This window comes from Conexibacter stalactiti (assembly GCF_033542075.1).
GTDB classification, from domain to species: domain Bacteria; phylum Actinomycetota; class Thermoleophilia; order Solirubrobacterales; family Solirubrobacteraceae; genus Conexibacter; species Conexibacter stalactiti.
The window spans coordinates 25,259-48,651 of sequence record NZ_JAWSTH010000043.1 but is presented as its reverse complement, the minus strand read 5'-3'; the positions used below and the strand labels follow the sequence as shown (position 1 = coordinate 48,651).

General features: G+C 69.5%; 21 protein-coding genes. 14 read left to right on the top strand and 7 right to left on the bottom strand.

All coding sequences use genetic code 11. From position 1 onward, the window contains the following. The first annotated feature begins 100 nt into the window (after window positions 1–100). The 5 genes from R7226_RS16515 (at window position 101) to R7226_RS16495 (ending at window position 7,122) form a co-directional block, all read left to right on the top strand. Window positions 101–1,861: a prenyltransferase/squalene oxidase repeat-containing protein gene (locus tag R7226_RS16515; protein WP_318598296.1), complete on the top strand. Its 1,761-nt coding sequence runs from the start codon at window positions 101–103 to the stop codon at window positions 1,859–1,861. A 308-nt stretch (window positions 1,862–2,169) separates the two neighbouring features. Next, on the top strand, window positions 2,170–4,149 hold the full coding sequence (locus tag R7226_RS16510) for an Ig-like domain-containing protein (RefSeq protein ID WP_318598295.1): 1,980 nt from the start codon (window positions 2,170–2,172) through the stop codon (window positions 4,147–4,149). Continuing rightward, window positions 4,146–5,057, top strand: coding sequence for a dihydropteroate synthase (gene folP, locus R7226_RS16505; RefSeq protein WP_318598294.1), 912 nt, complete (start codon window positions 4,146–4,148; stop codon window positions 5,055–5,057). The genes R7226_RS16510 and folP overlap by 4 nt, the downstream gene beginning before the upstream one ends. Window positions 5,058–5,067: 10 nt before the next feature. After that, window positions 5,068–5,697, top strand: coding sequence for a transaldolase family protein (locus R7226_RS16500; protein WP_318598293.1), 630 nt, complete (start codon window positions 5,068–5,070; stop codon window positions 5,695–5,697). 84 nt (window positions 5,698–5,781) lie between these two features. Next, the gene (locus R7226_RS16495) at window positions 5,782–7,122 is read left to right on the top strand and encodes a Rho termination factor N-terminal domain-containing protein (RefSeq protein ID WP_318598292.1); all 1,341 of its coding nucleotides are present in this window, start codon (window positions 5,782–5,784) and stop codon (window positions 7,120–7,122) included. Between the two features lie 90 nt (window positions 7,123–7,212). On the opposite strand, the gene R7226_RS16490 is transcribed toward R7226_RS16495, so the two are convergent. Beyond that, window positions 7,213–8,520, bottom strand: coding sequence for an MFS transporter (locus tag R7226_RS16490; RefSeq protein ID WP_318598291.1), 1,308 nt, complete (start codon window positions 8,518–8,520; stop codon window positions 7,213–7,215). Between the two features lie 72 nt (window positions 8,521–8,592). Here R7226_RS16490 and R7226_RS16485 point away from each other — a divergent pair, with 72 nt between their 5' ends. After that, complete coding sequence (locus tag R7226_RS16485; protein WP_318598290.1) at window positions 8,593–9,312, top strand: TetR/AcrR family transcriptional regulator; 720 nt, start codon at window positions 8,593–8,595, stop codon at window positions 9,310–9,312. A 46-nt stretch (window positions 9,313–9,358) separates the two neighbouring features. Here the strand turns inward: R7226_RS16485 and R7226_RS16480 are convergent, their stop codons facing one another. After that, window positions 9,359–9,784: a hypothetical protein gene (locus R7226_RS16480; RefSeq protein ID WP_318598289.1), complete on the bottom strand. Its 426-nt coding sequence runs from the start codon at window positions 9,782–9,784 to the stop codon at window positions 9,359–9,361. A 198-nt stretch (window positions 9,785–9,982) separates the two neighbouring features. Between R7226_RS16480 and R7226_RS16475 the strand changes: the two genes are divergently transcribed. Then, the gene (locus tag R7226_RS16475) at window positions 9,983–10,621 is read left to right on the top strand and encodes an MOSC domain-containing protein (protein WP_318598288.1); all 639 of its coding nucleotides are present in this window, start codon (window positions 9,983–9,985) and stop codon (window positions 10,619–10,621) included. 3 nt (window positions 10,622–10,624) lie between these two features. On the opposite strand, the gene R7226_RS16470 is transcribed toward R7226_RS16475, so the two are convergent. Next, window positions 10,625–11,059 carry an organic hydroperoxide resistance protein gene (locus R7226_RS16470; protein ID WP_404827863.1) on the bottom strand — a complete coding sequence of 145 codons (435 nt, stop codon included), beginning with the start codon at window positions 11,057–11,059 and terminating at the stop codon, window positions 10,625–10,627. 131 nt (window positions 11,060–11,190) lie between these two features. Between R7226_RS16470 and R7226_RS16465 the strand changes: the two genes are divergently transcribed. The 6 genes from R7226_RS16465 to R7226_RS16440 all read left to right on the top strand — a co-directional run bounded on the left by R7226_RS16465 (window position 11,191) and on the right by R7226_RS16440 (window position 17,349). After that, entirely contained in the window at window positions 11,191–11,808 is a 618-nt protein-coding gene (locus tag R7226_RS16465; protein WP_318598286.1) for a response regulator transcription factor, read from the top strand. Between the two features lie 15 nt (window positions 11,809–11,823). Further along, a complete protein-coding gene (locus R7226_RS16460) occupies window positions 11,824–13,305 on the top strand; it encodes a recombinase family protein (protein WP_318598285.1) in 1,482 nt (493 codons plus the stop codon). Between the two features lie 689 nt (window positions 13,306–13,994). Then, a complete protein-coding gene (locus R7226_RS16455) occupies window positions 13,995–14,849 on the top strand; it encodes a TIGR02391 family protein (RefSeq protein WP_318598284.1) in 855 nt (284 codons plus the stop codon). A gap of 276 nt (window positions 14,850–15,125) precedes the next feature. Further along, complete coding sequence (locus tag R7226_RS16450; RefSeq protein ID WP_318598283.1) at window positions 15,126–15,710, top strand: hypothetical protein; 585 nt, start codon at window positions 15,126–15,128, stop codon at window positions 15,708–15,710. Between the two features lie 150 nt (window positions 15,711–15,860). Then, a complete protein-coding gene (locus R7226_RS16445) occupies window positions 15,861–16,697 on the top strand; it encodes a hypothetical protein (protein WP_318598282.1) in 837 nt (278 codons plus the stop codon). 7 nt (window positions 16,698–16,704) lie between these two features. Further along, window positions 16,705–17,349, top strand: coding sequence for a hypothetical protein (locus R7226_RS16440; RefSeq protein ID WP_318598281.1), 645 nt, complete (start codon window positions 16,705–16,707; stop codon window positions 17,347–17,349). Between the two features lie 535 nt (window positions 17,350–17,884). Here R7226_RS16440 and R7226_RS16435 read toward each other — a convergent pair. Then, a complete protein-coding gene (locus R7226_RS16435; protein WP_318598280.1) occupies window positions 17,885–18,124 on the bottom strand; it encodes a hypothetical protein in 240 nt (79 codons plus the stop codon). A gap of 329 nt (window positions 18,125–18,453) precedes the next feature. On the opposite strand from R7226_RS16435, the gene R7226_RS16430 reads away from it, so the two are divergent. Further along, window positions 18,454–20,826 carry a protein kinase domain-containing protein gene (locus R7226_RS16430; RefSeq protein ID WP_318598279.1) on the top strand — a complete coding sequence of 791 codons (2,373 nt, stop codon included), beginning with the start codon at window positions 18,454–18,456 and terminating at the stop codon, window positions 20,824–20,826. An 89-nt stretch (window positions 20,827–20,915) separates the two neighbouring features. On the opposite strand, the gene R7226_RS16425 is transcribed toward R7226_RS16430, so the two are convergent. From R7226_RS16425 to R7226_RS16415, 3 genes are read right to left on the bottom strand one after another with little or no spacing between them, the layout of a single operon-like run. Further along, on the bottom strand, window positions 20,916–21,230 hold the full coding sequence (locus R7226_RS16425) for an STAS-like domain-containing protein (RefSeq protein WP_318598278.1): 315 nt from the start codon (window positions 21,228–21,230) through the stop codon (window positions 20,916–20,918). Between the two features lie 36 nt (window positions 21,231–21,266). Further along, entirely contained in the window at window positions 21,267–22,994 is a 1,728-nt protein-coding gene (locus R7226_RS16420; RefSeq protein ID WP_318598277.1) for an ATP-binding protein, read from the bottom strand. After that, entirely contained in the window at window positions 22,987–23,286 is a 300-nt protein-coding gene (locus R7226_RS16415) for a helix-turn-helix domain-containing protein (protein WP_318598276.1), read from the bottom strand. Before R7226_RS16415 ends, R7226_RS16420 begins: the two co-directional genes overlap by 8 nt. Window positions 23,287–23,393: the final 107 nt, after the last annotated feature.

Here is a 23,393-nt window from a genome sequence, read left to right as displayed (position 1 = left end):
AGCGGCTGGCCGCCGCGCCCGGCACCGCCGCGCCCGGCCCCGCCGCCCCCGGCCCCGCCGCGCCCGGCGCCACCCAGCCCACCACCAGCGAGGTCCACCGATGAGCTGGCAGCTCGCCTCCTTCCTCCTGCTCGGCGCCGCCCTGCTCGCCGGCTTCGGCTGGTACGAGCGTTCACATCCGTCGGCGCGCGTGCTGGCGCTCGTCGGCACGCTGGCGGCGCTGGCCGTCCTGGGGCGGATCGCCTTCGCGGCCGTCCCGAACGTCAAGCCGACGACCGACATCGTGCTGCTCGCCGGGTACGTCTTCGGCGGCGCACCAGGCTTCGCGGTCGGCGCGGTCGCGGCGTTGGCGTCGAACTTCTTCTTCACGCAGGGCCCGTGGACGCCGTGGCAGATGGTCGCGTGGGGAGCGATCGGCATCGTCGGCGCGCTGCTGGCGCGCGCGAGCGGCGGTCGGCTCGGACGGCTCCCGCTGGCGCTCGCCTGCGGCCTCTGCGGCCTCGCCTTCGGCGTGATCGTCAACTTCGGCAGCGTCGTGACCGTCGGCGACGAGGACCTGTGGGCGCGTTTCGTCGCCTACCAGTCGGCGTCGCTGCCGTGGGACCTCGCGCACGCCGCCGGCAACGTCGTCTTCTTCTTCCTCTTCGGGCCGGCGCTCGTGCGCACCCTGCGCCGCTTCCGTACGCGCTTCGAGTTCACCTGGCGGCCAGCGGCGACCCCGATCGCGGCGATCGTCGCTGCGTTCGTGCTGGCCGGGACGATCGCGACCGCCGAGCCGGCACGGGCGGAATCGACCCCGCCCGTCGTCTCCTACCTCTTGAGAGCGCAGAACCGCGACGGCGGCTTCGGCGGCGCGCCCGGCCAGTCGTCGGTCGACCTCTTCAGCGGCTGGGCCGGCCTCGGCCTCGCGGCGCAGGGGCTCAACCCGGCCGACGTCCGTCGGGCCGGCGGCGGTGCCAGCAGCCTGCTCGACTACACGCGCGCGCAGGCCGCCGGCCTGGCCCGCGGCGGCGGCGCCGACCGCGTCGGCGACCTCGAGCGGACGATCATGCTCGTCGCGGTCGCCGGCCTCGATCCGCGCCGCTTCGCCGGCCAGGACCTGGTCGGCGGCCTGATGCGTCACCAGCGCGCCGACGGCTCGCTGCTGGGCCAGTCGAACCTGACCGCCTTCGGGATCCTCGCGCTGCGCGCCGCCGGCACACCGCGCGGCGCGCCGTCGCTCGACAACGCCGCGACCTGGCTCGCGCGCCAGCAGAACCGCGACGGCGGCTTCTCGTTCGCGACGCGCGGCGCCGGCAGCGACGTCGACGACAGCGCCGCCGCGGTGCAGGCGCTCGTCGCCGCCGGCGGCCGCGACGGCACCGTCAGACGCGCGCTCGCCTTCCTGCGCGCGCAGCAGAACGGCGACGGCGGCTTCCCGCTGCTGCCCGGCTCGACCTCCAACGCCCAGTCGACCGGCTGGGCGATCCAGGCGTTCGTCGCCGCCGGTGTCAGACCGGCGACCGTCACGCGCAGAGGTTCGCGCTCCGCGATCGCCTACCTCAGATCGCTGGTCGCGCCCGGCGGGGTCGTGCAGTTCTCGCGCATGAGCCGGCAGACGCCGGTGTGGACGACCGGCACCGCCGCGGTCGCGCTCGCCGGCAGAGCGTTCCCGCTGCGCCCGGTCCCGCGCGGCAGTCGCGCGGCCGGCGCCGGCGCCGGCACCGCGGGCGCGAGTGCCGGAACACCGGCCCCGACGACCGCGGAGACGCCCGGCGAGACCGCCGACGATGACGGCGTCAAGGCCGTCGTGATCGTCCCGATCGCCGTTGCGATCGGCCTCGCGGGCGGCGCTGGCGCACTGCTGCTGCGGCGCCGCTGAGCCACGCCTTTCTGCTGTCCGCGCGCCTGCTCGCTCGGCTGAACGTCAGCGTTCTTACCAAAAACTTCCTGACCGGTCGCGGGTGTGCGACGGTCACGTGCGCATAGGGGCACCAGAGCGCCCGCCACTGGGGAACCGGCGGTGCGCATGGGAGCTGTTGCGTCGCGTGCGTGTCGGGATCGAGGGGGAGAGCAGGTGGCGCGGGGCCGGGGAGGCCGGCCTCGCACACCGCCCCGTCCGACCGATTGCGTAACTTTCGTCGTCCTCGCCGGTTGAGATGCACGATGCCGTCAACCGGTCCGTTCTCCATGTCCTCACGCTTTCGTCCCACTCGCCCGCGCGCTCGCGTCACCGCGTTCGCCGCCACAGTCCTCGCCGCGGGTCTGCTCGGCGCCGCTCCTGCCCACGCGGGCACGTTCAGCGGCGACGTCGTGCTCGGCCCGCTGTGGACGCTCAAGTCGCTCGGCAACATCGACCTCGCGCCCGACGGCACGGGCGCGATGACGTACATCGTCGAGGAGGGCGGCGCCGACCACGCCTACGTCTCGCGTTTGGTCAACGGCTCCTGGAGCGGGCCCGAGCGCGTCGACGGCAGCCTCCCGGGCCCGTCGGCGCAGACGGTCGTGTCGACCGGTGACGGCGGCCGCGTCTCGGTCGTCTACGCCAACGGCGGCAACATCTACGCGGTCACCAAGCCGGCGGCCGACAGACCGTGGGGCGCGATCCAGACGATCTGGGGCGCCGGCGGCGCGTCGGACCCGCACATCGACCTGAGCGTCAACCGCAAGGGCTACCTCGTCTTCACCGCCCCCGGCCCCGGCGGCCACGACGTGCGGATCGCGTACTCGAAGGACGCCGCGCCGTGGACGCTGGTCGGCGCGCCGCTCGACGCCGCTCCCGGCTCCGACGCCGGTGCCGGCGCCGGCCGCCCACGCGTCGGCGCCTCGGCCGACGGCGTCGCCGTCGTCGCGTGGGGCGAGAGCGGCAGCGTGATCGCGCGGCGCGTGATGGGCGTGCGCCCGAGCACCGTCTTCGCCAGTGCCAACGACGGCCTCGTCGTCGAAGGGCTGGCGGCGACCGGCGCCGACCAGCCCGAGGTCGGCATCCAGGACGACGACTCCTTCACCGGCGTCGCCATGCGCGCCGTCTTCGACGTCGGCGGCGTGGCCCGCTCGCGCGTCGTCTACCGGCGTCTGCGCGGGTCGAGATTCGACGGCCCGTCAGCGGTCGACGCGACGCCGTTCGCCAGCGGGCAGGGCTCGATCAGCCCGCACATCTCCAACGGCGGCATCGGCCAGGGGATAGTGCTCGGCTCCAGCGACACGACCAACCTCACCTACGCGATGCTGATGCGCGCCGACGTGCTGCCCGGCCCGATCCAGCAGGTCGACTCGGTCGCGCAGAGCGCGGCGCCGACCTACGCGATACCGGTCACCGCGACGCCGCTGAAGATGCTCGTCGCGTGGCAGTTCACGACGCCTGAGGGCGCGACCGACGTGCGCGCCCGCTTCTACAACGGCAGAGACTTCGAGCCCGAGACGGTCCTCTCGAAGTCCGAGCTGGGGCCGACCGCCGCCGTGCGCGGGCTCGACGCCGCCGGCGACGACAACGGCGACATCGCCGTCGCCTACATGCAGCAGACGGCCAGCGGGCCGGCGATCTCGGTCGCGACGGTCGACCAGCCGCCCGGCCGCTTCGCGCCGAGAGCCGGGTCGAAGAAGTGGGAGCGGACGGACAGACCGACGCTGGAGTGGACGCGCTCGCGCGAGGCGTGGGGACTGAACTACAGAGTCGCCGTCGACGGCGCCGAGGTCGCGACCACCACGCGCCAGTCGCTGCGCGTTCCCGCCTCGCTGGCACAGGGCGCCCACACGTGGCAGGTGACGGCCGTCGACCGCCGCGGTCAGAGCATCCAGACGCGCGTCGGCACCGTCCGCGTCGACACCGTCCCGCCGACGGCGAGCGTGCGCGTCACCGGCCCGCGCCGGCCCGAGACCGCGCTGCGGCTGTCGCTCACCAGCAGCGACCCGTCCCCGGCGCCGGCTCCCGGCGTCAGAACGGCGGAGACCTCCGGCGTCGCGAGCGCGATCGTCGACTGGGGCGACAGATCGAAGCGCGAGCCGCTCAGAGCGGGCGCCGATCACACCTATGCGAGAGCCGGCCGGTACACGATCGTCGTGACCGTGCTCGACAAGGCCGGCAACCGCACCGTCGTCAGAACGCCGCTGACGCTCGTCAGACCGAAGCCGAGAAGAAGAGCCGGCAGAGGCAGAGCGGACGCCAGATGAGCGTCGCCGCGCGTCGCTTCGAGGTGCGTGCGGGCGACCGCACGCTGCGCCTCGGCGAGCGGCCGTGGCTGATGGGCATCGTCAACGCGACGCCCGACTCCTTCTCCGACGACGGCCGCTATCCGACGCTGGAGGCGCGCGTCGAGCTGGCGCGCACGCTGCTGGCGGCCGGCGCCGACGTGATCGACGTCGGCGGCGAGTCCGGCGTCACGAACAGACCGGCCGTCGACCCCGCTGAGGAGATCGAGCGCGTCGTCCCGCTGATCGAGCGGATCGCCGGTGAGCTGGGCGCGGTCGTCTCGGTCGACACCTACAAGCCGGCCGTCGCAGAGGCGGCGATCGCGGCCGGCGCCTGCATCGTCAACGACGTCAGCGGGCTGCGCGATCCTGGGCTCGCCGACGTCTGCGCGCGCAGTGGCGCGGCGCTGGTGCTGATGCATACGCGCGCGGCGCCGAAGACGAAGCTGCTCGACCGCTCGATGGACGGACGGATGGCCGACGATGTCGTCGCCTTCCTGCGCGAGCGAATCGAGCTGGCGCGGGCCCGCGGCGTCGCGGAGGAGCAGCTGATCCTCGATCCCGGCCCCGACTTCGGCAAGACGCCGGCGCAGACGGTCGAGGTGCTGCGCCGGCTCGACGACGTGCTGGCGCTCGGCCGGCCGGTGCTGATGGCGCTGTCGCGCAAGGACTTCGTCGGCGCGATCACCGGCCGCCCGCCGCGCGAGCGGCTCGCCGGCACGCTCGCCGCGCTCGGCTGGGCGGCCGACGCCGGCGGCCACGTCTTCCGCGTGCACGACGTCGCCGAGGCGGCCGAGTTCCTCGCCGTCCGCGACGTGCTCGCCGGCCGCCGCGAGCTGGCCGCCGACGCCCGCCTCTCCGACAGGCTGCGCTGGGAGCGGCAGGACTAACCTCCGACCGATGAAGCTCTGGATCGACACCGACTCCGTCGCCGAGGTGGAGGAGCTCGCCGCCTGGGGCGTCCTCGCCGGGGCGCGCACGAGCCGCGCGCGGCTGCACGCCGCCGGCGCCGCCGACCCCGACGCCGCGATCGTCGCGCTCGCCGACCTGCTCGACGCGACCGTCACGGTCCTGCTCGACGGCGACGACGTCGCGACGCTTGTCGAGCAGGGGCTGGCGCTCGACGCGCTGCACGAGCACGCCGTCGCCGCGCTGCCGTTCGGCGCCGCCGGCCTCGCCGCCGCGAGCGCGCTGGAGGCGGAGGAGCTGGCGGTCGAGCTGACGCATGTCTTCAGCGCCGGGCAGGCGCTGCTGGCGGCCGAGGCCGGCGCGGCGCTCGTCTCGACGGCGCTGACGCCGCTGGAGGAGGCCGCGATCGACGCGGGCGAGACGTTGCAGGCGGTGATCGAGTCGTTGCACACCGGCGAGACGACCGCGCAGGTGCTCGCGGGCGGGATCCGCAGCCCCCAGCAGGTCGTGCTCGCAGCCCGGCTCGGCGCCGAGAACGCGGCGGTGCCGGCGGCGGTCCTGCGCCGGATGCTGGAGCATCCGCTGACCGCCGCGGAGATCGCGCGCAGCCGAACGCGCTAGCCTTCGGCGTGCACATCGCCGGCCGTTGTCCCAACACGGCCGGAGCCAACCGATATCCATCACCAGGAGGACCATCTCTTGTCAGTGCTTGAACGCTCCGCGCTCGCGGACAGCCCGCTCGCCGATCTGCACGCGATCGCCACGGAGCTCGGCATCGACGGCTTTCGCCGTCTGCGCAAGCCCGACCTGATCGACGCGATCGTCGCCCAGCAGGGCGGCAACGGCAACGGCGCCGCTCCGGCTGCCGACGCCGGCGAGGACGAGGGCGACCGCCCGCGCCGCCGCCGTGGCGGCCGTGGTCGCGGCCGTGACCGCGATCGGGACCGCGAGGAGTCGAGCGAGGAGCGCGAGCAGCCGCGTCAGGAGCGCGAGGAGCGCAGCGAGCGGCGTGAGCGCGGCGACCGCGGCGACCGCGAGCGTGGCGACCGTGAGCGCGGCGACCGTGAGCGCGGCGACCGCGGCGGGCGCGACCGCAAGCGCGGCGACGTCAAGCCCGAGGCCGGCGGGAAGGCCGCCCCGCAGGAGGGCGAGCTGGTCGAGGGCGTCGTCGAGCTGCTCGGCAACGGCTCCGGCTTCGTCCGCGTCAACGGCCCCGAGGCCTCCGACGGCGACGTCTACATCTCGGCCGCGCAGGTGCGCCGCTGCGAGCTGGTCGGCGGCGACAAGGTGACCGGCCCGGTGCGCGCCCCGCGCCGCTCCGAGCGCTACCCGTCGCTCGTCCGCATCGACACGATCAACGGCAAGGCGGCCGACGAGGCCGGCGGCGACAGCGTCAGGTTCGACGACCTCGCGGCCGCGTTCGCCTCCGAGCGGTTCGCGTTCAACGCCGCCGACCCGACGGTCAAGGCGATCGAGTGGCTGACCCCGCTCGGCCGCGGCTCGCGCGCGACGATCGTCGGCGGTGCCCGCGCCGGCAAGACCGAGGCGCTGCGCCGGCTCGCCGACGCGCTCGCCACGATCGAAGGCGTCGAGACGAGCGTCGTGCTCGTCGGCGCCCGCCCGGAGGAGATCTCCGAGTGGCAGGCCGGCAAGACCGAGGTCGCGGCGGCGCTCAGCTTCGCCGCCTCGGCTGACGCGCAGTCGCAGGCGCTCGAGCGCGCGATCGACAACGGCAAGCGCGTCGCCGCGCGCGGCGGCGACGCCGTCGTGCTCGTCGACACGCTCGACGGCGTCCACCCCGTCGCCGCCCGCAAGGCGCTCGCCGCGGCCCGCAACATCGCCGACGGCGGCTCGCTGACGGTGATCGCGACCGCGTCGGAGCCGTTCGGCGGCGAGACGACCGTGATCGCGCTCGACGCCGAGATCGCCGGGACCGGGCGCTACCCCGCGCTCGACCTGCTGGCGAGCGGCACGCTGCGTCCCGAGCTGCTGCTCGGCGAGGCCGGCGCGAAGGCGATCGCCGCCGCGCGCGACGCCGCGCGCTAGACGTTCCTGCGGGCTCGGGCGCCGCGGCGCTCGGGCCCACATCGAGCACCGGCGAGTTTCGTACAGCCACGGTACGAAACTCGCCGCTCCTCACCCCAGCGCGAGCGCCGCCACCGCCGCGAGCACCATCAGCGCCGCGCCGACCGCCAGCGCCGGCGGCTGGCCGATCGCGACGAGGGCCGCCAGCCCGATCGCGCCGCCGATCTGCCGCGAGGCGTTCGCGACGCCGGCCGCCATCCCCGCCTCGCGCGGCGCCACGCCGCCGGTCGCCGCGCCGGTGACCGGTACGAAGCAGAGCCCGAGCCCGGCGCTCGTCAGCACCATCGGCCCGAGCAGCGCGGTCAGGTAGCCGTCGCCCGCACCCGCCGTGCCGAACCACAGCAGCCCGCCGGCGGCCAGCAGCGCGCCCGGCACGACGAGCGCGCGCGCACCGTGCCGCGGCAGCAGCCGCGTCGCCGCCGTCGCGCCGAGGACGATCCCGGCGCAGAACGGCAGGAAGGCGAGTCCTGCTTCGACCGGCCGGTAGCCGAGCGTCTCCTGCAACAGCAGCGAGACGAAGTAGAAGGCGGCGAACTGGCCGGAGCAGAGCAGCGCCATCGTGACGTTGGCAGCGGCGAGCCGCCGCTGCCCGAGCAGGCTGAGCCGCACCAGCGGCTGCACGGAGCGCCGTTCGACCGACACGAAGAGGGCGAGCAGCACGACCGCCAGCGCGAGCGTGGCGAGCGCCGACGGCGAGCCCCAGCCGTCGCTCCCGGCGCGCAGGACCCCGAAGACGAGCGCCGTCGCCCCGCCGGTCGCCAGCAGCGCGCCGGGCAGGTCGAGCCGGCCGGGACGCGGTGCCGCCGTCTCGCGCGGCAGCGCACGCCGCGCGGCGAGCAGTGCCCCGGCAGCGATCGGCACGTTGACGAACAGCACCCAGCGCCAGCTCGCCAGCTCGGTGAGGAGGCCGCTCAGCAGCACCCCGACGGCTCCGCCGGCGGCCGTCACGGCCGCCCAGACGGCGAGCGCGCGGGCGCGCTCCGGTCCGCTCGGGAAGGTCGTCGACAGCAGCGCCAGCGCGGCTGGCGCGAGCCCGGCGGCGGCGACACCCTGCAGCGCGCGGCAGGCGATCAGCTGCCCGCTGCTCTGCGCGAGGCCGCCGGCGAGGCTCGCCAGCGCGAACAACGCCAGCGATCCGACGAGCAGCCGCCGGCGGCCGAACAGGTCGCCGAGCCGCCCGCCGAGCAGCAGCAGTCCGCCGAGCGCGACGGTGTAGGCGTTGACGACCCAGGGGAGCGCGGCGCCGGAGAAGCCGAGCGCGTCCCGGATCTGCGGCAGCGCGACGTTCACGATCGAGATGTCGAGCGCGACGATGAACTGTGCCGCCGCGACGACGGCGAGCACGAGAGTCGGGCGCATATCTTTTTCGTACATGTACGTTAAATACCATCACCCGCCCGCGACGTGCGTCGATGCGCGAGGATGCGGCGCGTGAGCGAGCGACCCGAACCCCGCAGACGCGGCCGGCCCGCGCGCCTGACACAGGCGGAGATCGTGCGCGCCGCGCGCGAGCTGCTCGAACGCGAGGGCGTCGCGGCGCTGACGATGCGCGGTGTCGCCCGAGCGGTCGGCAGCACGCCGATGGGGCTCTACCACCACGTCGCGGACAAGGACGAACTGCTGCTGCTCCTGCTCGAAGCGGAGGCGGCCGCGCTGAAGCCGCCGCCGCTGCCCGACGATCCGCGCGCGCGGATCGTCGTAATCGCCCGCTTCATCCGCGACGTGCTCGACGCGCGCCCGTGGGTGCTGGAGGCGATCACGCCCGGCCTGCGCTTCGGCCGCGCGTCGCTGCCGCTGGTCGAGCAGATCATCGCCGGATTCGTCGCCTGCGGCCTGGAGCCCGACGACGCGGCCCGCGCCTATCGCGCGCTCTGGTACCTGATCACCGGCGAGCTGAACGTCCGCCACGCGGCCGGGCGCGCCAACGCCCGCGGGACACGCGCGGGACGCCCCGCCGAAGCCGAAGCCGAAGCCGCCTCCGGCTTCGCCGTCGAGACGATGGCGTCACTCGACGCCGACGAGCTGCCGCTGCTGGCCGGGATCGGCGCGCGCTGGTGGGAGGTCGCCGACGCCTACGACGCCGGCGACGGCCTCGCCGCGCTGGTCGACGGCCTGGTCGCCCGCCACGGAAGGCAGGCGGGGGAGGGGTGAGGCGGCGCGCTCGCGGCGGGCGCGTCCGGAGGCGGCGCGCTCGCGGCTACAGCGAGCGCGGCAGGTACGCCACGCGGCCCCAGGAGGGCTCGGGCGCCAGCTCGATCGGCTCGTTGCCGCGATCGGGCTGGACGTAGGCGAAGGTGTGCGTGTCCTCGTCGAAGGCGACGTCCAGCTCGCCCTCCTTGACACGCTGGTCGAGCCAGGCGCCGCGGAAGATCAACCGCCGCAGCCAGTGCACGAGCGAGCGCTCGGACGGGCCGACCAGCTCTGGCCAGCAGTCGTTGACGTGTTCGCCGAGCGCCGAGGCCGGGTCGGTCACCTCGCCGTTGACGACGAGGTTGACGAGGTCTTCGGCCTCTTGCTGCTCCAGTTGCCCGGAGACGAAGCCGAGCTTGCGAGCAGCCTGCTCGCAGCGCTCGCCGAAGTCGCGCTCGTTGAAGGTGAAGCGAAGCTCTCCGTATTCGAGCACGAAGTCATCGCCTGAGCTGTAGTTTCCGCGTTCGATCATCCGTGAGGTGCCGGGTCGGGGCAGGGCGGCAAAGGCGGCCCGTTCGGCGTCGGCATCATATGCAGCACTCCTCCAATTCCCGATGGCCTGCACGCGAACTTGCAGCCGCCCGGCGACGGCCGGGCACGTCCCGGCCACGGTCTGAGAGGATGGCGCGCGATGCACGTCGCGGAGCTGTGGGTCTACCCCGTCAAGTCGCTCGCCGGCCAGCGGCTGGAGCGGGCGCGGATCACCCCTGACGGGATCCCCGGCGACCGTCGCGTGCAGGTCCGCGACAGCAACGACCGGCTCGTGACGGCGCGCACCCGCCACCGCCTGCTGAGCCTCGCCGCGACGCTCGGCGCCGACGGTCAGGCGCTGATCGACGGCACGCCGTGGCGGGAGCCGCGAGCGCTCGACGCGGTCCGCGAGGTCGTCGCCGACGACGCCGCGCGGCTGATCGAGATGAACGGCGACGCGCGCTTCGACGACACGACGCTGCTCGTCTCGACCGACGGCGCCGTCGCCGCGCTCGGGGTCGACCACCGCCGCCTGCGGCCGAACATCCTGATCGCTGGGGTGGAAGGGCTCGCGGAGCGCGACTGGCCCGGCGGAAGGCTGCGCGTCGGCAGCGCGCTGCTCGACGTCGAAAAGGTCTGCAAGCGCTGCGTGATGACGACGCTCGACCCGGACACGCAGGCGGTCTCGCCCGACGTGCTGCGGCGGATCAACGCCGACTACGACGGCCGTTTCGCGCTCAACTGCTGGGTCGCCGAGCCCGGCGAGGTCGCCGTCGGCGACCCCGTCGAATTGGTCTGAACCTCAGCCGACCGCCGCGCCGTTGGCGGTCAGCGTGACCGCGATGTTGCCGCGCGTGGCGTTCGAGTACGGGCAGACCGCGTGGGCCGCCCTGACGATCTCGATCGCGGTCTGCTCGTCGCCGATCGACGGCAGCGTCACGTCGAGGTCGACGGCGATCGAGAAGGCGCCGTCACCGGTCGGCAGCAGGTGCACACGCGAGTCGATCGAGGCGTCGTCGGCGTCGACCGAGCGCCGCCGCGCGACGACGCCCAGCGCGCCCTCGAAGCAGGCCGCGTAGCCGATCGCGAACAGCTGCTCGGGGTTGGTGCCGCCGCCGCTGCCACCCATCTCCGACGGCGGGCTGAGGTCGACTTCGAGCCGCCCGTCGGAGGTGCGCCCGTGGCCTGAGCGGCCCCCGGTGACGGTCGCCTCCGCGGTGTACAGGACCTTCGCCATGTCGATCTCCAACGCGTCTGGTGTCTCTTGCATGCGTTCTCACATACCCGTGCAGCACACCGACGCACGAATTCGTCCAGAAACCGCACGGAAGGGGGCGAAATCCACGCACCTTCCGGATCAGGGCGCCCATGACCGACGACCGCCCCATGATCCTGATCGTCGAGGACGACCGCACGACGCGCGGCTTCCTCGCCGACAACCTCTCCGCTGACGGCTTCGAGCCGATCGGCGTCGAGTCCGTCGCCGAAGCGCTCTCGACGCTCGACGAGCGGTACCCGGACATCGTCCTGCTCGACCTCGGCCTGCCGGACCGCGACGGGCTCGAGCTGGTGCGCGAGATCCGCGGCGCCGACGGCGTCGCGAGCCGGCTCGACCCGGCGCTTCCGCTGCTGGTCCTGAGCGGCCGCGCGAACGAGCTGACGCGCGTGCGCGCGATCGAGAGAGGTGCCGACGACATCCTTCCGAAGCCATTCGGATACGCCGAGCTGCGCGCGCGCATCCACGCGCTGCTGCGGCGCTCGGAGCAGCGCACGCGCTGCGGGCGGATGCGCGTCGGCCCGCTGGAGGTCGACCCCGCGGCGCGCTCGGTGCGGCTCAACGGGCGCCCGATCTCGCTGTCGCAGAAGGAGTTCGCGCTGCTGCGGACGCTCTGCACCGACCCGACCCGCGTCCACTCCAAGGACGAGCTGCTGCGCAACATCTGGGGCTATAGGCAATTGGGTTGCAACCGAAAGGGACCCCCATAGGGGGGCGGGAGCACCATGTTGCAGCTGAACACCCACGAGGAGACAGATCTCAGATCGACTCTGGACGGCTACATCCGGGTCAGCCGAAGGGGAAGACGGGAAGGCGAGCGCTTCATCTCGCCCGGCGAGCAGAGACGAGCGATCGAGCGCTGGGCGCGAGAGAACCGTGTCCAGATTCTCAGATGGCACACAGACATGAGCCGCTCAGGCGGTTCGATGGATCGGGCGGGCTTGAAAGTAGCGATCAGCCGCGTCGAGCGGGGGCTTACCGGCGGAATCGTAGTTGCGTGTCTCGACCGCTTCGCGCGCACGGCGGTCGGTGGGATGAGCACGATCGAGAAGATCACCAGACTCGGCGGTCGCGTCGTCAGCGTCAAGGAGAATGTCGATCCTGACTCGGCGACCGGGCGACTGCATCTCGGTGTGATTCTCGTCATCGCGGAGTGGCAGCGCGCGACAGCGGCCGAGTCATTCGAGACGGCGATCCGCAACGCGGCGGAACGCGGGCTCTATGCAAAGCGCACGTCCTACGGCTTCAAGAAGGACGAAGCCGGTCGGCTCGTTCGTGACCCGGTGACGGCGTCTATCGCATCAAGAATCGTGGCCTTGCGCGCTGAGGGAAGAGGCTGGTCCGCAATGGCAGAAGCACTGATCCGCTCAAGAATCCCTACGCCCACCGGAAAGACTCGTTGGTCGAAGACAACGCTGATGGGCATCGTGTCGAGCGCATCGCTGATCGGAACGTGGGAGGGGCCCTTCGCCCTCAGAGTCGAAAGAGCCTGGGAAGCGATCGTCGATGTGGACTTGTGGCAGCGGGCGAACGCCATCAGAGGCGTGCGCGATGACGCCCGTTCCTACGCGGACCGCGCATATGCAGGCCTGGCTCGCTGCGCCGTCTGTCGACGCGTACTGACCCGAGAGATCAACAACACGGGATTCGTTAGCTATGGCTGCGCGGTGACTGGCTGCAGATCGGTAGCGATCGGGGCTCACCTTCTCGACGATCACGTCACGAGGCTGCTCGACTCACGGCTGGCGTGGTGGCGTCTCAAGGCCGAGCGTGACGACGACGGAACGATCGCGCGGCTCGTCGCTGCGAAGGCGCGAGCCGACAAGGAGTTCAGTGCTTGGCGAGATGACGCGGATCTCCGAGCGGTGATCGGTGACGACGACTATCGCGAAGGGCTCAAAGTGCGTGCTCGCTGGCGAGACGAAGCGGCGAACGTGCTCACAACAGCTCATGCCAAGACGCTCGGTGACGTAGCGGAGGCAGTGTCTGAGGTCGACGTGCGCCTCGATGACCTCGACTGGGAGGCCCGGCGTCAAGTAGCTGAAGCCGCAGTTCACGCGATCTGGGTGAAACGAAGCCGGATGCGGGGTCCAGGAGCTGCGAACTTCGTGGGCGAACGGCTCCTTGTCGAGTACGTTGACTCCAGACGACGTCACGACCTGCCGCACCCTGCCTCACGCACCGAACTAGCGGCCGTGACGTGGTGACGGCGCCCCTGCCAGGACGGGGGTGAATCGGACCCCCGGTCTGGCCGCGGAGCGAAGCTCAGCGAACAGGCTCATAACGTCAGGAGGCATTGGTCGATCGTCGCCGTCTTGTGACCAGGCGTCGGTGGGGCAAGCGACGCCTTTCGGGGTGCCCTCATTCCCCAGTATGGATATGTGAGGCTGCACGGTACGTAGAGGCGTCGGGACGGAAAAGCTCGCCCCTCCGGCTGCGTCGAGCCGCCTGGACCACAACCATGACCTGCTTCGCCGAAAGCTGCGGGACATTCAACGCGAAACCTCGATACAGCCGGGCGATCCAGCCTTTCCTGCCACGGCGACGCGCGAAGGGTTTTGGTCCGAGATCCCGGAAACGAGCGATCTCGGACCAGAAACTTGGTATCGAGCGGCCTAACGGACGCTCGACGGCCTCCTGGTGCGATCGAGCAGCTCGCTGACCGCCAAAATGGCTGATTGGCAGGCATTTATGGCGGCAACGTCATGCTGCGGGTGGGTTAGATGCACGCATGCACGCCGATTGCTGGCGATCGCCGGCGATTTCTGCAACTCGACGGCATGTAGTTCCAGCATTGGACGCTGCGTAGGCAGCCGGCGCGCGGGGCCGGTCGTGCGCTTGGCGCGATCGACTGAGTGGCGTTTTCGCGCCGGGTAACGCGTCAGGATTCCGGCTTATGGCGAATGAAGCGATGCTCGACGCCAGTGTCCTGCGCGGAATCGCCGAGGTTCTTGGCGCTACCGAAACTGGCTTCTCGAACTCCGAGATCGACCGGGTGCTCGCCGAGGCGGGGATTCTCGATCCTACCCCGCGCAGCAATGGGCTTACCTACACGATCATTAGCAAGCGGGATCGCCTCGAACGCGCCCTGGTGATGCAGCAGGAGCGAGATGGGCGAGCGAACCGCGTGCTTTTGTTCCTCAAGGTGGCTTTGAGACCGGCGCGCTTCCACTCCGCCGAAGACCGATTCGAGATGCTGCGGGCTGAGGTCAACGTTCCCCTCGCGTTTGCAGGGCTGGCGGTGACCGAAGACGGCCGCATCGCCCGAATCCGCAGAGCCGAAACTCTGTCGGACGCGCGTCGACGAGCGCTCCGGCTGAAGGCGGTTCTCACGGAGCGTGCAACGCACAGACGGCTGTTGGCGGCGTGCGTCCAGGAGATCGAAGACGAAAACTACTTCCATGCAGTGTTGGAAGGCGCCAAGAGCCTCGCAACGGAGATTAGAGCGCGTACTGGGGCGATCAGCGACGGCGTGAGACTTGTGGACGAAGTGTTCGAGTCGGGCAGACGAGGCTTTCCGCTGCTGGCCTTGAGCGCGATGCAGACGGAAACCGAGCGCTCCCGACAGCGTGGGCTCGCAGATGGTCTGCGCAGCGTGTTCGGAAGCCTGCGCAATCCCGTCGCGCACGAACCGCGGGTCCAATCACGGCTCTCCGAGCTTGACGCGCTCGAAGCATTCGGCTGGATGTCGTCGCTCCATCGACGGATTGACGAGTGCCATCGCGTTAGCGCAAGCGCAGGATCGGCCTAGGACATCACGGCTTTGCACTCTCTGATTGCCTTTTTACGGCCATTGGCAGGCCGGCGATTTAGGTCCAGGTCGTCTCGATCGATCGTGTTCAAGGTTGCGGTCGTCCGCCCGATCTACGAGGATGAGGCAAGACGAAGCGGCATTTGGGGCCGGAGTGTCGAAAGGCGGGGACGGTTGACTGGCACTACGCCGGGTTCGGAGACGGGGACAAACCTGCGAGCGCGTCGGCGATATCCTTCGCGTGTGCGCGCGCGTCCTTCTGGTTCTGCTTCGCGCTTGAGCGAAGCCGGTGACGCCGGCGGCCTGCAGAAGATCTCAGGCGGCGGCGATAGCGGATCCGCCCCTGGCCCTGCCTCGAGACCGGGCGAACCGAAAGCGCTCTCCTTCATCTTCGAAACGGCCAAGGCGGACGTCGACCTGCAGTTCCGCATCGCCGAGCGCTACGACGCCAAGTTGCGCGGCTCGTTCGCTGTCGCAGCCGCGCTGTTCACGGCCGTGCAGGCGGTCGCGCTTCGACAGGACGTGATCAATGCGTTGACCGACGCGGAGAAGGATCGTGTTTTGCGATGGGCCGTCTACGCGGCGATCACTCTCGTCGCCGCGCTCGTGGTGTCGCTGATCGGCTCGTTGCCGAAGCGCGACAAGCAGTTCTCTCCCGATGCTCTGATCACGCACCTGCAGCATGCTGACGAGCCGTACCGCGCAGAGCGCGTCGTGGAATCGATGATCGGCCTGATGGACACGCGGCAAAGAGCCAACGTGCATCGCAAGTGGCGGACCTTAGTGAGCCAAGTCGTATGCGTCGCAGCGATGGTGCTCTCAGGCGTCGAACTGCTCATCGCGCTCCGCGCTTTCTCATAGACGATGGCGAGAATCTTCACGCCGCCCCCTCGTAGAAGAGGAGGGCAATCTGACCGGCTGCCTGTTCCAGCGAGAGAGCGAGGCGAGCAGACGCCCGAGCGCCCGACGTTCGGCTTGTCTACGAGAGATCTCAAGAATGCGTCTTTCTCGGTGACGACGGACGACGTTCGAGACACGTTTGGCTCCGACACTGTCTCCCACATCAACGCGGACAAACTGCACTGGGCCGTTCGCATTCACGGGCCCGGCATCGGTCACAGAGTCGTGGACGCGTTGAAGCTGAGCGAAGTCCTCGCGGCGATAGCGCGGGCCACACGCTGGATCGGCAACGGCTTGTACCCGACTCAAGGCGCGGTTCCCGGCATCTCGCTTGCCCGCGCCGGTAGCTCGGCCGTCGTGCACTTGAACCCTGGGCTTCGAGAAGAGCCGGTCATAGGGTTGGACGACGAAGACGATGCCTACGTGAGCGTCGAGGGTGGGCGCTACCTCGCGCGCCTCCTCGCGGCGGCGAACGACTGGGACACCCTCAGCGAAGGACTGGCCCCGCTCGGCGCGCGAGCCGTGCAGACCTACACCACCGTTCTTGACGAACTCGCGGAGATGGAACTCGGGCTCAACGCCTTGGTCTACGCGCCGCTCGACCCAGCTCGTGGCGATCTGGTCCCGGCTCAGGTCGACCTCACGGTCGACCAAGCGGTCGAAGACCTCCGATTCCTTCGCCACGAGCCCAAGATGGTGCGCAGCGTTGAGATGGTCATCGGCACGCTCTTTGCGCAGAACGCGCACACACGTCGTTTCGCCATCAAGCCCGACACGGGGCCGCAGCTGACCGGCGAATACACCGCCGAGGTCGAGCCGCTGCTCGGGTCCGTGTGGAATCGGCGTGTCGTCGCGACGATCGAGACGGTCGCCCCCGAGTACGAATGGCTTCCGCGAGCTGGTCGAACGCGTCGGGTGCTTCACGCGGTCGAACGCGCTGCCGATTGAGACGCTGATGTCTGCCCACGAGGACCGCTACGCAGCTCAGCGTGCCTCTGACCAGCGGGTCGCGGCTCTCTATGCGCTGGGAACGCTCGCGGGTGCCGGCGCCATGATCTGGGCTCGCGTCATCACGGACGAGATCGAACGGCACGATGCCGTTCGAGCGCGATTCGACGGCGGCGACAGCCTGGAAGACTGGGAGCGCTTCAACGGCAGCGCCTTCGTCCTCGTGCTCGCGATCGGTCAGGTGCTGGCGTTCGAGCAAACCCTGCGAAAGCTCACTGGCGACGCGAAGCTGCAGCAGGCTCGGGCGAGGTTCGACGCCATCGCCCCGAGCGCCCCGGCGCTGCGCGACATCGCGACGCACCTCGATGCGTACGCGGCCGGCAGAGGTCTGCGCCAGACGAGCAGCAGAGCGACACGGCATGGGGCGCCGATGAGCGTGCACGCTGTCGAGTCGTTCGTCTACTACGCGGACGGTGGCGCGACCTTTCTCGAACTTGGCGAAGACGACCATCTCGACCTTCACGCCGCCTCCCGCTCTGCAATCGAACTGGCTGTCGTGGTGGAGCGCGTTCGCGCGAAGCACAAGCTGCTCGCCGAGAGACAAGCGCAGGACCTCCTTCGTAGAACCCAAGCAGAGCTGCACGGCGACTAGGCGACTTTCACGCGGTCGTCATAAGACTTCGTTACCGGGCCCGGGGGCCGCCGGGACCGATTCAGCGGAATGCTGTTCTTTGCGCTCCTGCGTCCTCGTCGCTAGTGCGATCCCGATTCCGGATCGAGGTTGCTCTAGGGAACGGGGTAAGGGATGCGATGCTCACCAGGTCGGGGCCGCGCGACGCTCATGATGCTGACGATGGTCACGGGGCTCGGACTGTGCGCGTCTGCCGGCCCGGCTGTCAGCACGAGCACCGCGGGCGACGTCGCGACCGTGTTCTACGGCGGCAAGGGCTGTGCTGGGCTGAGCCGTGGGGACGGTGCCTCGCGTCGCCTGCGCAGCAAAAGGGGCCGTGTCCTCAGTTGTACGAGGGGCGATGGGCCAGTGACACGAGTTGCGACGCCTCGCATGCCACCTTCCCGGAGAAGTACGGATCGAAGTACTTCTCGGCGCTCGCCGGCTACAGCCTCGGGCGCCTCGGCCCGCTCTACTTCCTCTCCAAGGCCAATGACGCGCGGGAGCGGCGGATCACCTACATCCTCTGCTCGATCCGGGCAACGAGGATGACTTTGGCAAGTGTGACAAGGGGATCGGCGCACCAATGCTGCTCAAAGACTGGCTGGGACGCAACGACAAGCACGTCCTGATCGTGATGGCGGGCAAGCGCACGCAAGAGAACGGATACGCGGCGCTCGACAAGGCCTACCTCCCAGGCATTCCTCGGGCCAGATTGAAGAAGCAGGTGTTCGTCTGCCGCGTCGATATTGGTCACGCCGAGGTGATGGCGCGGTTCGCGCCGTTGATCGGGAAGTCGGCGCCGGGCTCATGCCCGTACGGCGCGTCGCGGCGTGACTTTCCGTCTGAGGGCGGAGGCGGAGGGGGCACCGGCACAGATACGGGCGGAGGCGGCTCAGGGCCTGGGCCTGTGCCCGCGGGCGGTTCGCCCAGCGTCTCTCTCGCGCAAGGGCCGGCTGCCCCGGCTGGGTTTCGGTATGCCATATATGGGCCGGACTCGGGTCATGTGCCGGCTTAGAGCGAACCTGCGCGGACACCGTCAACAGACCGCAATACTGGTGATGTGTTGCGAAAGAACGGACTCTGATGGGCTTCGACACCCAGCAAGACGCCTATCGCGCCTTGCGCGCGATCGTCGCCGAGCGCACGCGGCCAATCCTCGCATTCGTCGGATCTGGAGCCAGCGCGGAGGCTGGGCTGCCGACCTGGGCCGGTCTTCGGTCTGCGCTGGTGGAGGCGCTCTTAGAAAAAGCCGAGGGGCTCGACGCTCCCGGGAATAGAAAGACGCGCGGATTGGCTGGGAGAGCGGCGGCCGAGGACAACCTCTGGTTAGCGTTCGAACTGTTGCGAAACGGCCTTGGGAGAACGACCTTCCGCGAGCTGATCCGTGAGCAGTTCCAGGACGTGCATCGCGTAGATCCACCAGAGGTCTATGGGCGCCTCTGGGAACTCGGCATCAAGGGGATGCTGACGCTCAACCTCGATCGACTGGCTGTCCGCTCGCTTACCGACACGCTCCCGTCGATGACCCACATCGAGCACAGCGGTGAGGCGGTCTATCGGCTGCGATCGAACCTCACCGGTCCGCGGCCATTCGTCGGGAACCTGCACGGGATGCTTGAGGACACTGACACCTGGGTGTTCACTCAAACTCAATTGGCGAATCTCAAGGCCAAGCCCCAATATCAAAGCTTCTTCGACTCTGTGTTTTCTCAGTTTGTCGTCATCTTCGTCGGAATCAGTGTCGAAGATGTGGCCGTGGGAGGCCATCTCGAACGGTTGGCTGGGCTGGACATGGAGCTGCCGGTGCATTTCTGGATCTCTCATCGAAAGAACCTGCAGATCGATCGATGGGCCGAAGACGTCGGCGTGCGCATGATCCGATATACAGCCGATGGGCACGATCACTCGGAACTCGGGGAGTTGTTTCACGATCTTGCTGCCTTCGTATCGCGGGATAGTCCCGATGTTCCGCGAATCCACCTTGAAGCACCACCAACCAGAGACATCGTCGCGCTCCCGCCGCAGGAGGAGGTGCTCACGTGGAACGCGAGGGAGATCCGTTCGACCTTGAACGGTCACGCAGTCGAGTTGCTCTCTGTTGAGACTCCCGAAAGCTACGCCGCCTACGACGAGTTCTCATCGAACTACGACGAGGCGATCTACCGCGCTTGGTACACGACAGACAAACCACCGAACAACGAATTGCTCGGCTACGTGCTCAAGGAGCGGGCGGCGAGAGGCGCGTTTGGTGTTGTGTATCGAGCTCTCGCCAGAGATGGTCGCCAAGTCGCGATCAAGGTACTCCTTGACGAGGTTCGGCAGGACCCAGACGCACTTCAGAGCTTTCGGCGAGGAGTCCGCTCGATGCGGATCCTCGAGAGACACAACGTTGACGGCATGGGGCGCTATCTGGACGCCTCAGAGATCCCCGCGTTCGTGGTGATGGACTGGATCGACGGCCCAAACCTTGCAGAGGCCAAAGAATCAGGAATGTTGAACGACTGGCAAGCAGTCCTTGAGATCGCAGCCAGACTCGTTTCGATCATCAGGACGGCGCACTCATTGCCTGAGCGGGTCCTGCATCGCGACATCCGTCCAAGCAACGTCATGCTGAGAGGGTTCTGGAACGATCCGGACGACTACGAGGTGATCGTGCTTGACTTCGACCTGTCGTGGCACAAAGGGGCTGCAGAGAAGTCGGTGCTGCACACGACATCCCTCGGCTACTTGGCGCCCGAACAATTGCGACCGGTACCTGGAAGTTCGACGCGAAGCGCTCTTGTCGACTCCTTCGGGCTGGGGATGACGCTCCTCTATCTCTGCACCGGAGCTGAGCCGTTCACAGACCAGCACCGACACAGAGACTGGCAAGATGAGGTGCGGAATGCGTGCGAAGAACTGCCGGCGGTCGAATGGCGATCATTGCCGAGCCGCGCGGCGCGCCTCATCATTCGCGCGACGCAAGAGCAACAATCGTCGCGGCTTGACCTCGCGGAGATGTATCGCGAGCTGTCGTTGCTCGGTTCCACGCTGACCTCTCCCGCAACCCTGCGGGCGCCGGAACTCGTTACCGAAGAGCTGGCTGCTCGCAGCGAGATCATGAATCAATACAGGTGGTCTGAGGACAATGCCGAGGCGATCCGTGACGCAGGCACCGGTCTTCGGCTCGCGTTGCGCGCAGACCTTACGAACGACCTCATCGAACTGACAGTGCGCCACGACAATACGGGCGTTGAGGAGCGCGGTCGGGTAGGGAAATACATCAGCAGAAATGCGCGGTCGTTGGGAGAACAGCTGGCGGCTTCAGGATGGAAGATCCGTGACAGCGCGATCGGCCAGGGCTCGGTGAGTATCCGAGCCACGATCCTGGCGAGGACCATCGCTCAGGACGTCACACGAGCGGCGGAACTGTTGGATAGAGGGCTCGGCCGCCTCGTCTACGAGCGAAACCGGTAGGGCGTAACATCGACCGGACCGACACGAGGCTCCATATTGAGCCGTTATCGGTCCCACATCTAGCTGGGACCGATCGCGGCCGGGCGCGTCTACCGGCTGACTGCCGACTCGTCGCGCGCGTAGGTCTGGACCTGAGCCAGTGCCGCGCTCGCCGGGTCGAGGTGCTCGACGCGGACGCTCCCCGTTGTGAGCAGCTCGCGCGGGAGCTTGCCGAGCAGCTCGTCGGCGAAGGACGGAGCCAGCACGTCGACGCCGGCGAAGTCCAGCACGACGGACTCACCGCGGGCGGCCCGCCGCCGCACGTCCTTCCGGAGGGCAGCGGCGTCATCGCGTCCGACGAGCACCGACCCGAGCTGCTGCGCGGGTCGGATCGTCGTCGTGGTGTCTGTCGGTGATGCGGCCATGGCTCACGTCTCAGCCTACTGGCTACTGGAGCGTCGTCAACCGCACCGAGATGGGCACTCTTGTCGCCGACCGGTTCGCGCCGACGGTTCGACCGGCGCGGACAGCTCGAACCCGCCGCCGAGCTTGTGTCGCGGCGTTACCGCGGCGACCAGCACGGTGACGTGCGTGGCGCCTGCCGCCTCCAGGGCGCGTCGGCAGTCCGCGCTCTGCGCTCCGCTGGTAATGACGTCGTCGATGAGCAGGCAGTTCAGACCTTCCACTCCGTGTGCGCGAAAGCGATGCTGGTTGCGGGCCAGCCGCATCTGCCGGCTGAGGCGCTTGTGACTATCGAGCGCCCAGCGCGTGGTGATCGCATCGACGCCGTCGATCGCGCCGAGCTGCTCGGCGAGCGTCGCCCGGACGACCGCGAACCTGTCGAAGGCGCGCCGCGAGCCGGAGGGCACCGAAACGATCAGATCGGGCCGCGTCGGCAGCGCCCCGCGACGGACAGCAGCCTGGAAGATCGACGCGATGGTCTCGGCCGCTTTCGGATCGCGCTTGGCGGCGAGGACCAGTCGGCTCAGGGCATGCTCGTTGTGACGGGGGTTGAAGCGCGGGAAGTAGCGCCCCATCGCATAGATCTGATCACCAACGCGGATGCGGGACCCGACGTAGCGTCCGGGTTCTTGTCCGGCGGCGAGCAGTTCGGCGAGGGTGCCGAACTGATCGATCCAGCCGTTGGGCTCGAACGGGTTGGGTGCGTGTCGCGACGGCGGGCGGTTGCAGCCAGACCCGCGCACACGTGCTGTGCGCTGCCGGCACGTGTGACGCTGGCATCGACGCTCGCGAAGGAGACCGGTCCCGGCCGTGGCGGGCGCGGTCTCGAGCAGGGGCTCGTCGGGTTCGTCGTGCAGGCCGCGATCGCGCAGGCTTGCTTCGAAGTGGCCGTGGAGTCTGGTGTAGACGGTCTTGACCGACAACTCCTCGTCGGCGGGCAGCCGGAGCGCGATCAGCGTGCCGGGCACGCTGATCGCTGTGGTGTCGGTTCGTTCTTCGGAGCCGACGGTGATGGACGCGGTGCCCGAGCGCAGGTGCAGCAGTCCGCGGTGGTTCTCGACCAGACCGCGGGTGACTGCCAGTCCGAACCCGCCGTTGCGATCGGGGTTGGTGGTGACGCGCGGCTCCAGCGCTGCTGACGCTGCAGCCACGTCGTCGGTCAGCCCGACGAAGCGCGGGTTGTCGGTGAGGCTCGCTCTGATCCCGATGCCGAGGTCGGCGATCCCGATCTCAAACGATCTGGTCGACTCCACCACTCGCGCGGCCAGCATTCCGCCCGCGGGAGCGGTCGCGTGGTAGACGACGTTCTCGGTCAGCTCGTCGAGGCAGACGCGCAGCGTGCCGGGCGTCTGCCCGTGCGCTCCTGCGCGCTTGACGAGATGTTCGACGACGTGCGGGACGATCCGTCGCAGATCCTGGTGCGAGCTGAAGGGCTCCGCGAACGACGCCTCGTCGATCTCTGTCGCAGGTCCGGCGATCTGCGACATCTCGATCGTGCGGTCGCTCAGAAGCCCGGTCTTCTCGGCGTGCGTGAGCGCGGCCGCCAGCCAGGCTGCGGCGGGCGCGGACAACGAGACGACTCGGCGCAGATCCAGCCCCAGGGCGACGGGGGCGCGGAGCTGGGCGAGCGGATCCAGCGCCACCAGCAGGCGCTCGAGGCCGCGGAGGTCGTAGCGTCCGGTCAGCGCGATCCGAAGCGGCGGGCAGTCGTTTGAGCAGTCAGGCATGACGCTCTCCGCGTGTGGTCTCGGACGGGATGTGATCGGGCCGCCGGCGCTCGTAGAGCCGGATCAGCTCCGAGAGCGGGATGATCAGGCCGCTGGAGAGCGTCAGCAGCGTTCTGAACGTGGCGTTGATCTCGCCCCGCTCGATCGCGCCGACGTAGTTGCGATGCAGTCCGCTGTGGAAGCCGAGGCGCTCTTGTGAGAGGTCGCGGCGAGCACGCAGCTCGCGCACCGCGCGACCGAGCACAAGGTGTTCGACCGAGACGACCAGTCTCGAAGTACGCTTGTCAGGCATAGGAGCTAAGCCCTCCTGTGTAAGGCCCGGGTTTGGTGTTTGCCGCACCGGCCCGGGCCGCTTATGTTGTGAAACGAACTCTATGAGTTTGCGTGCGCAGTTCCAAC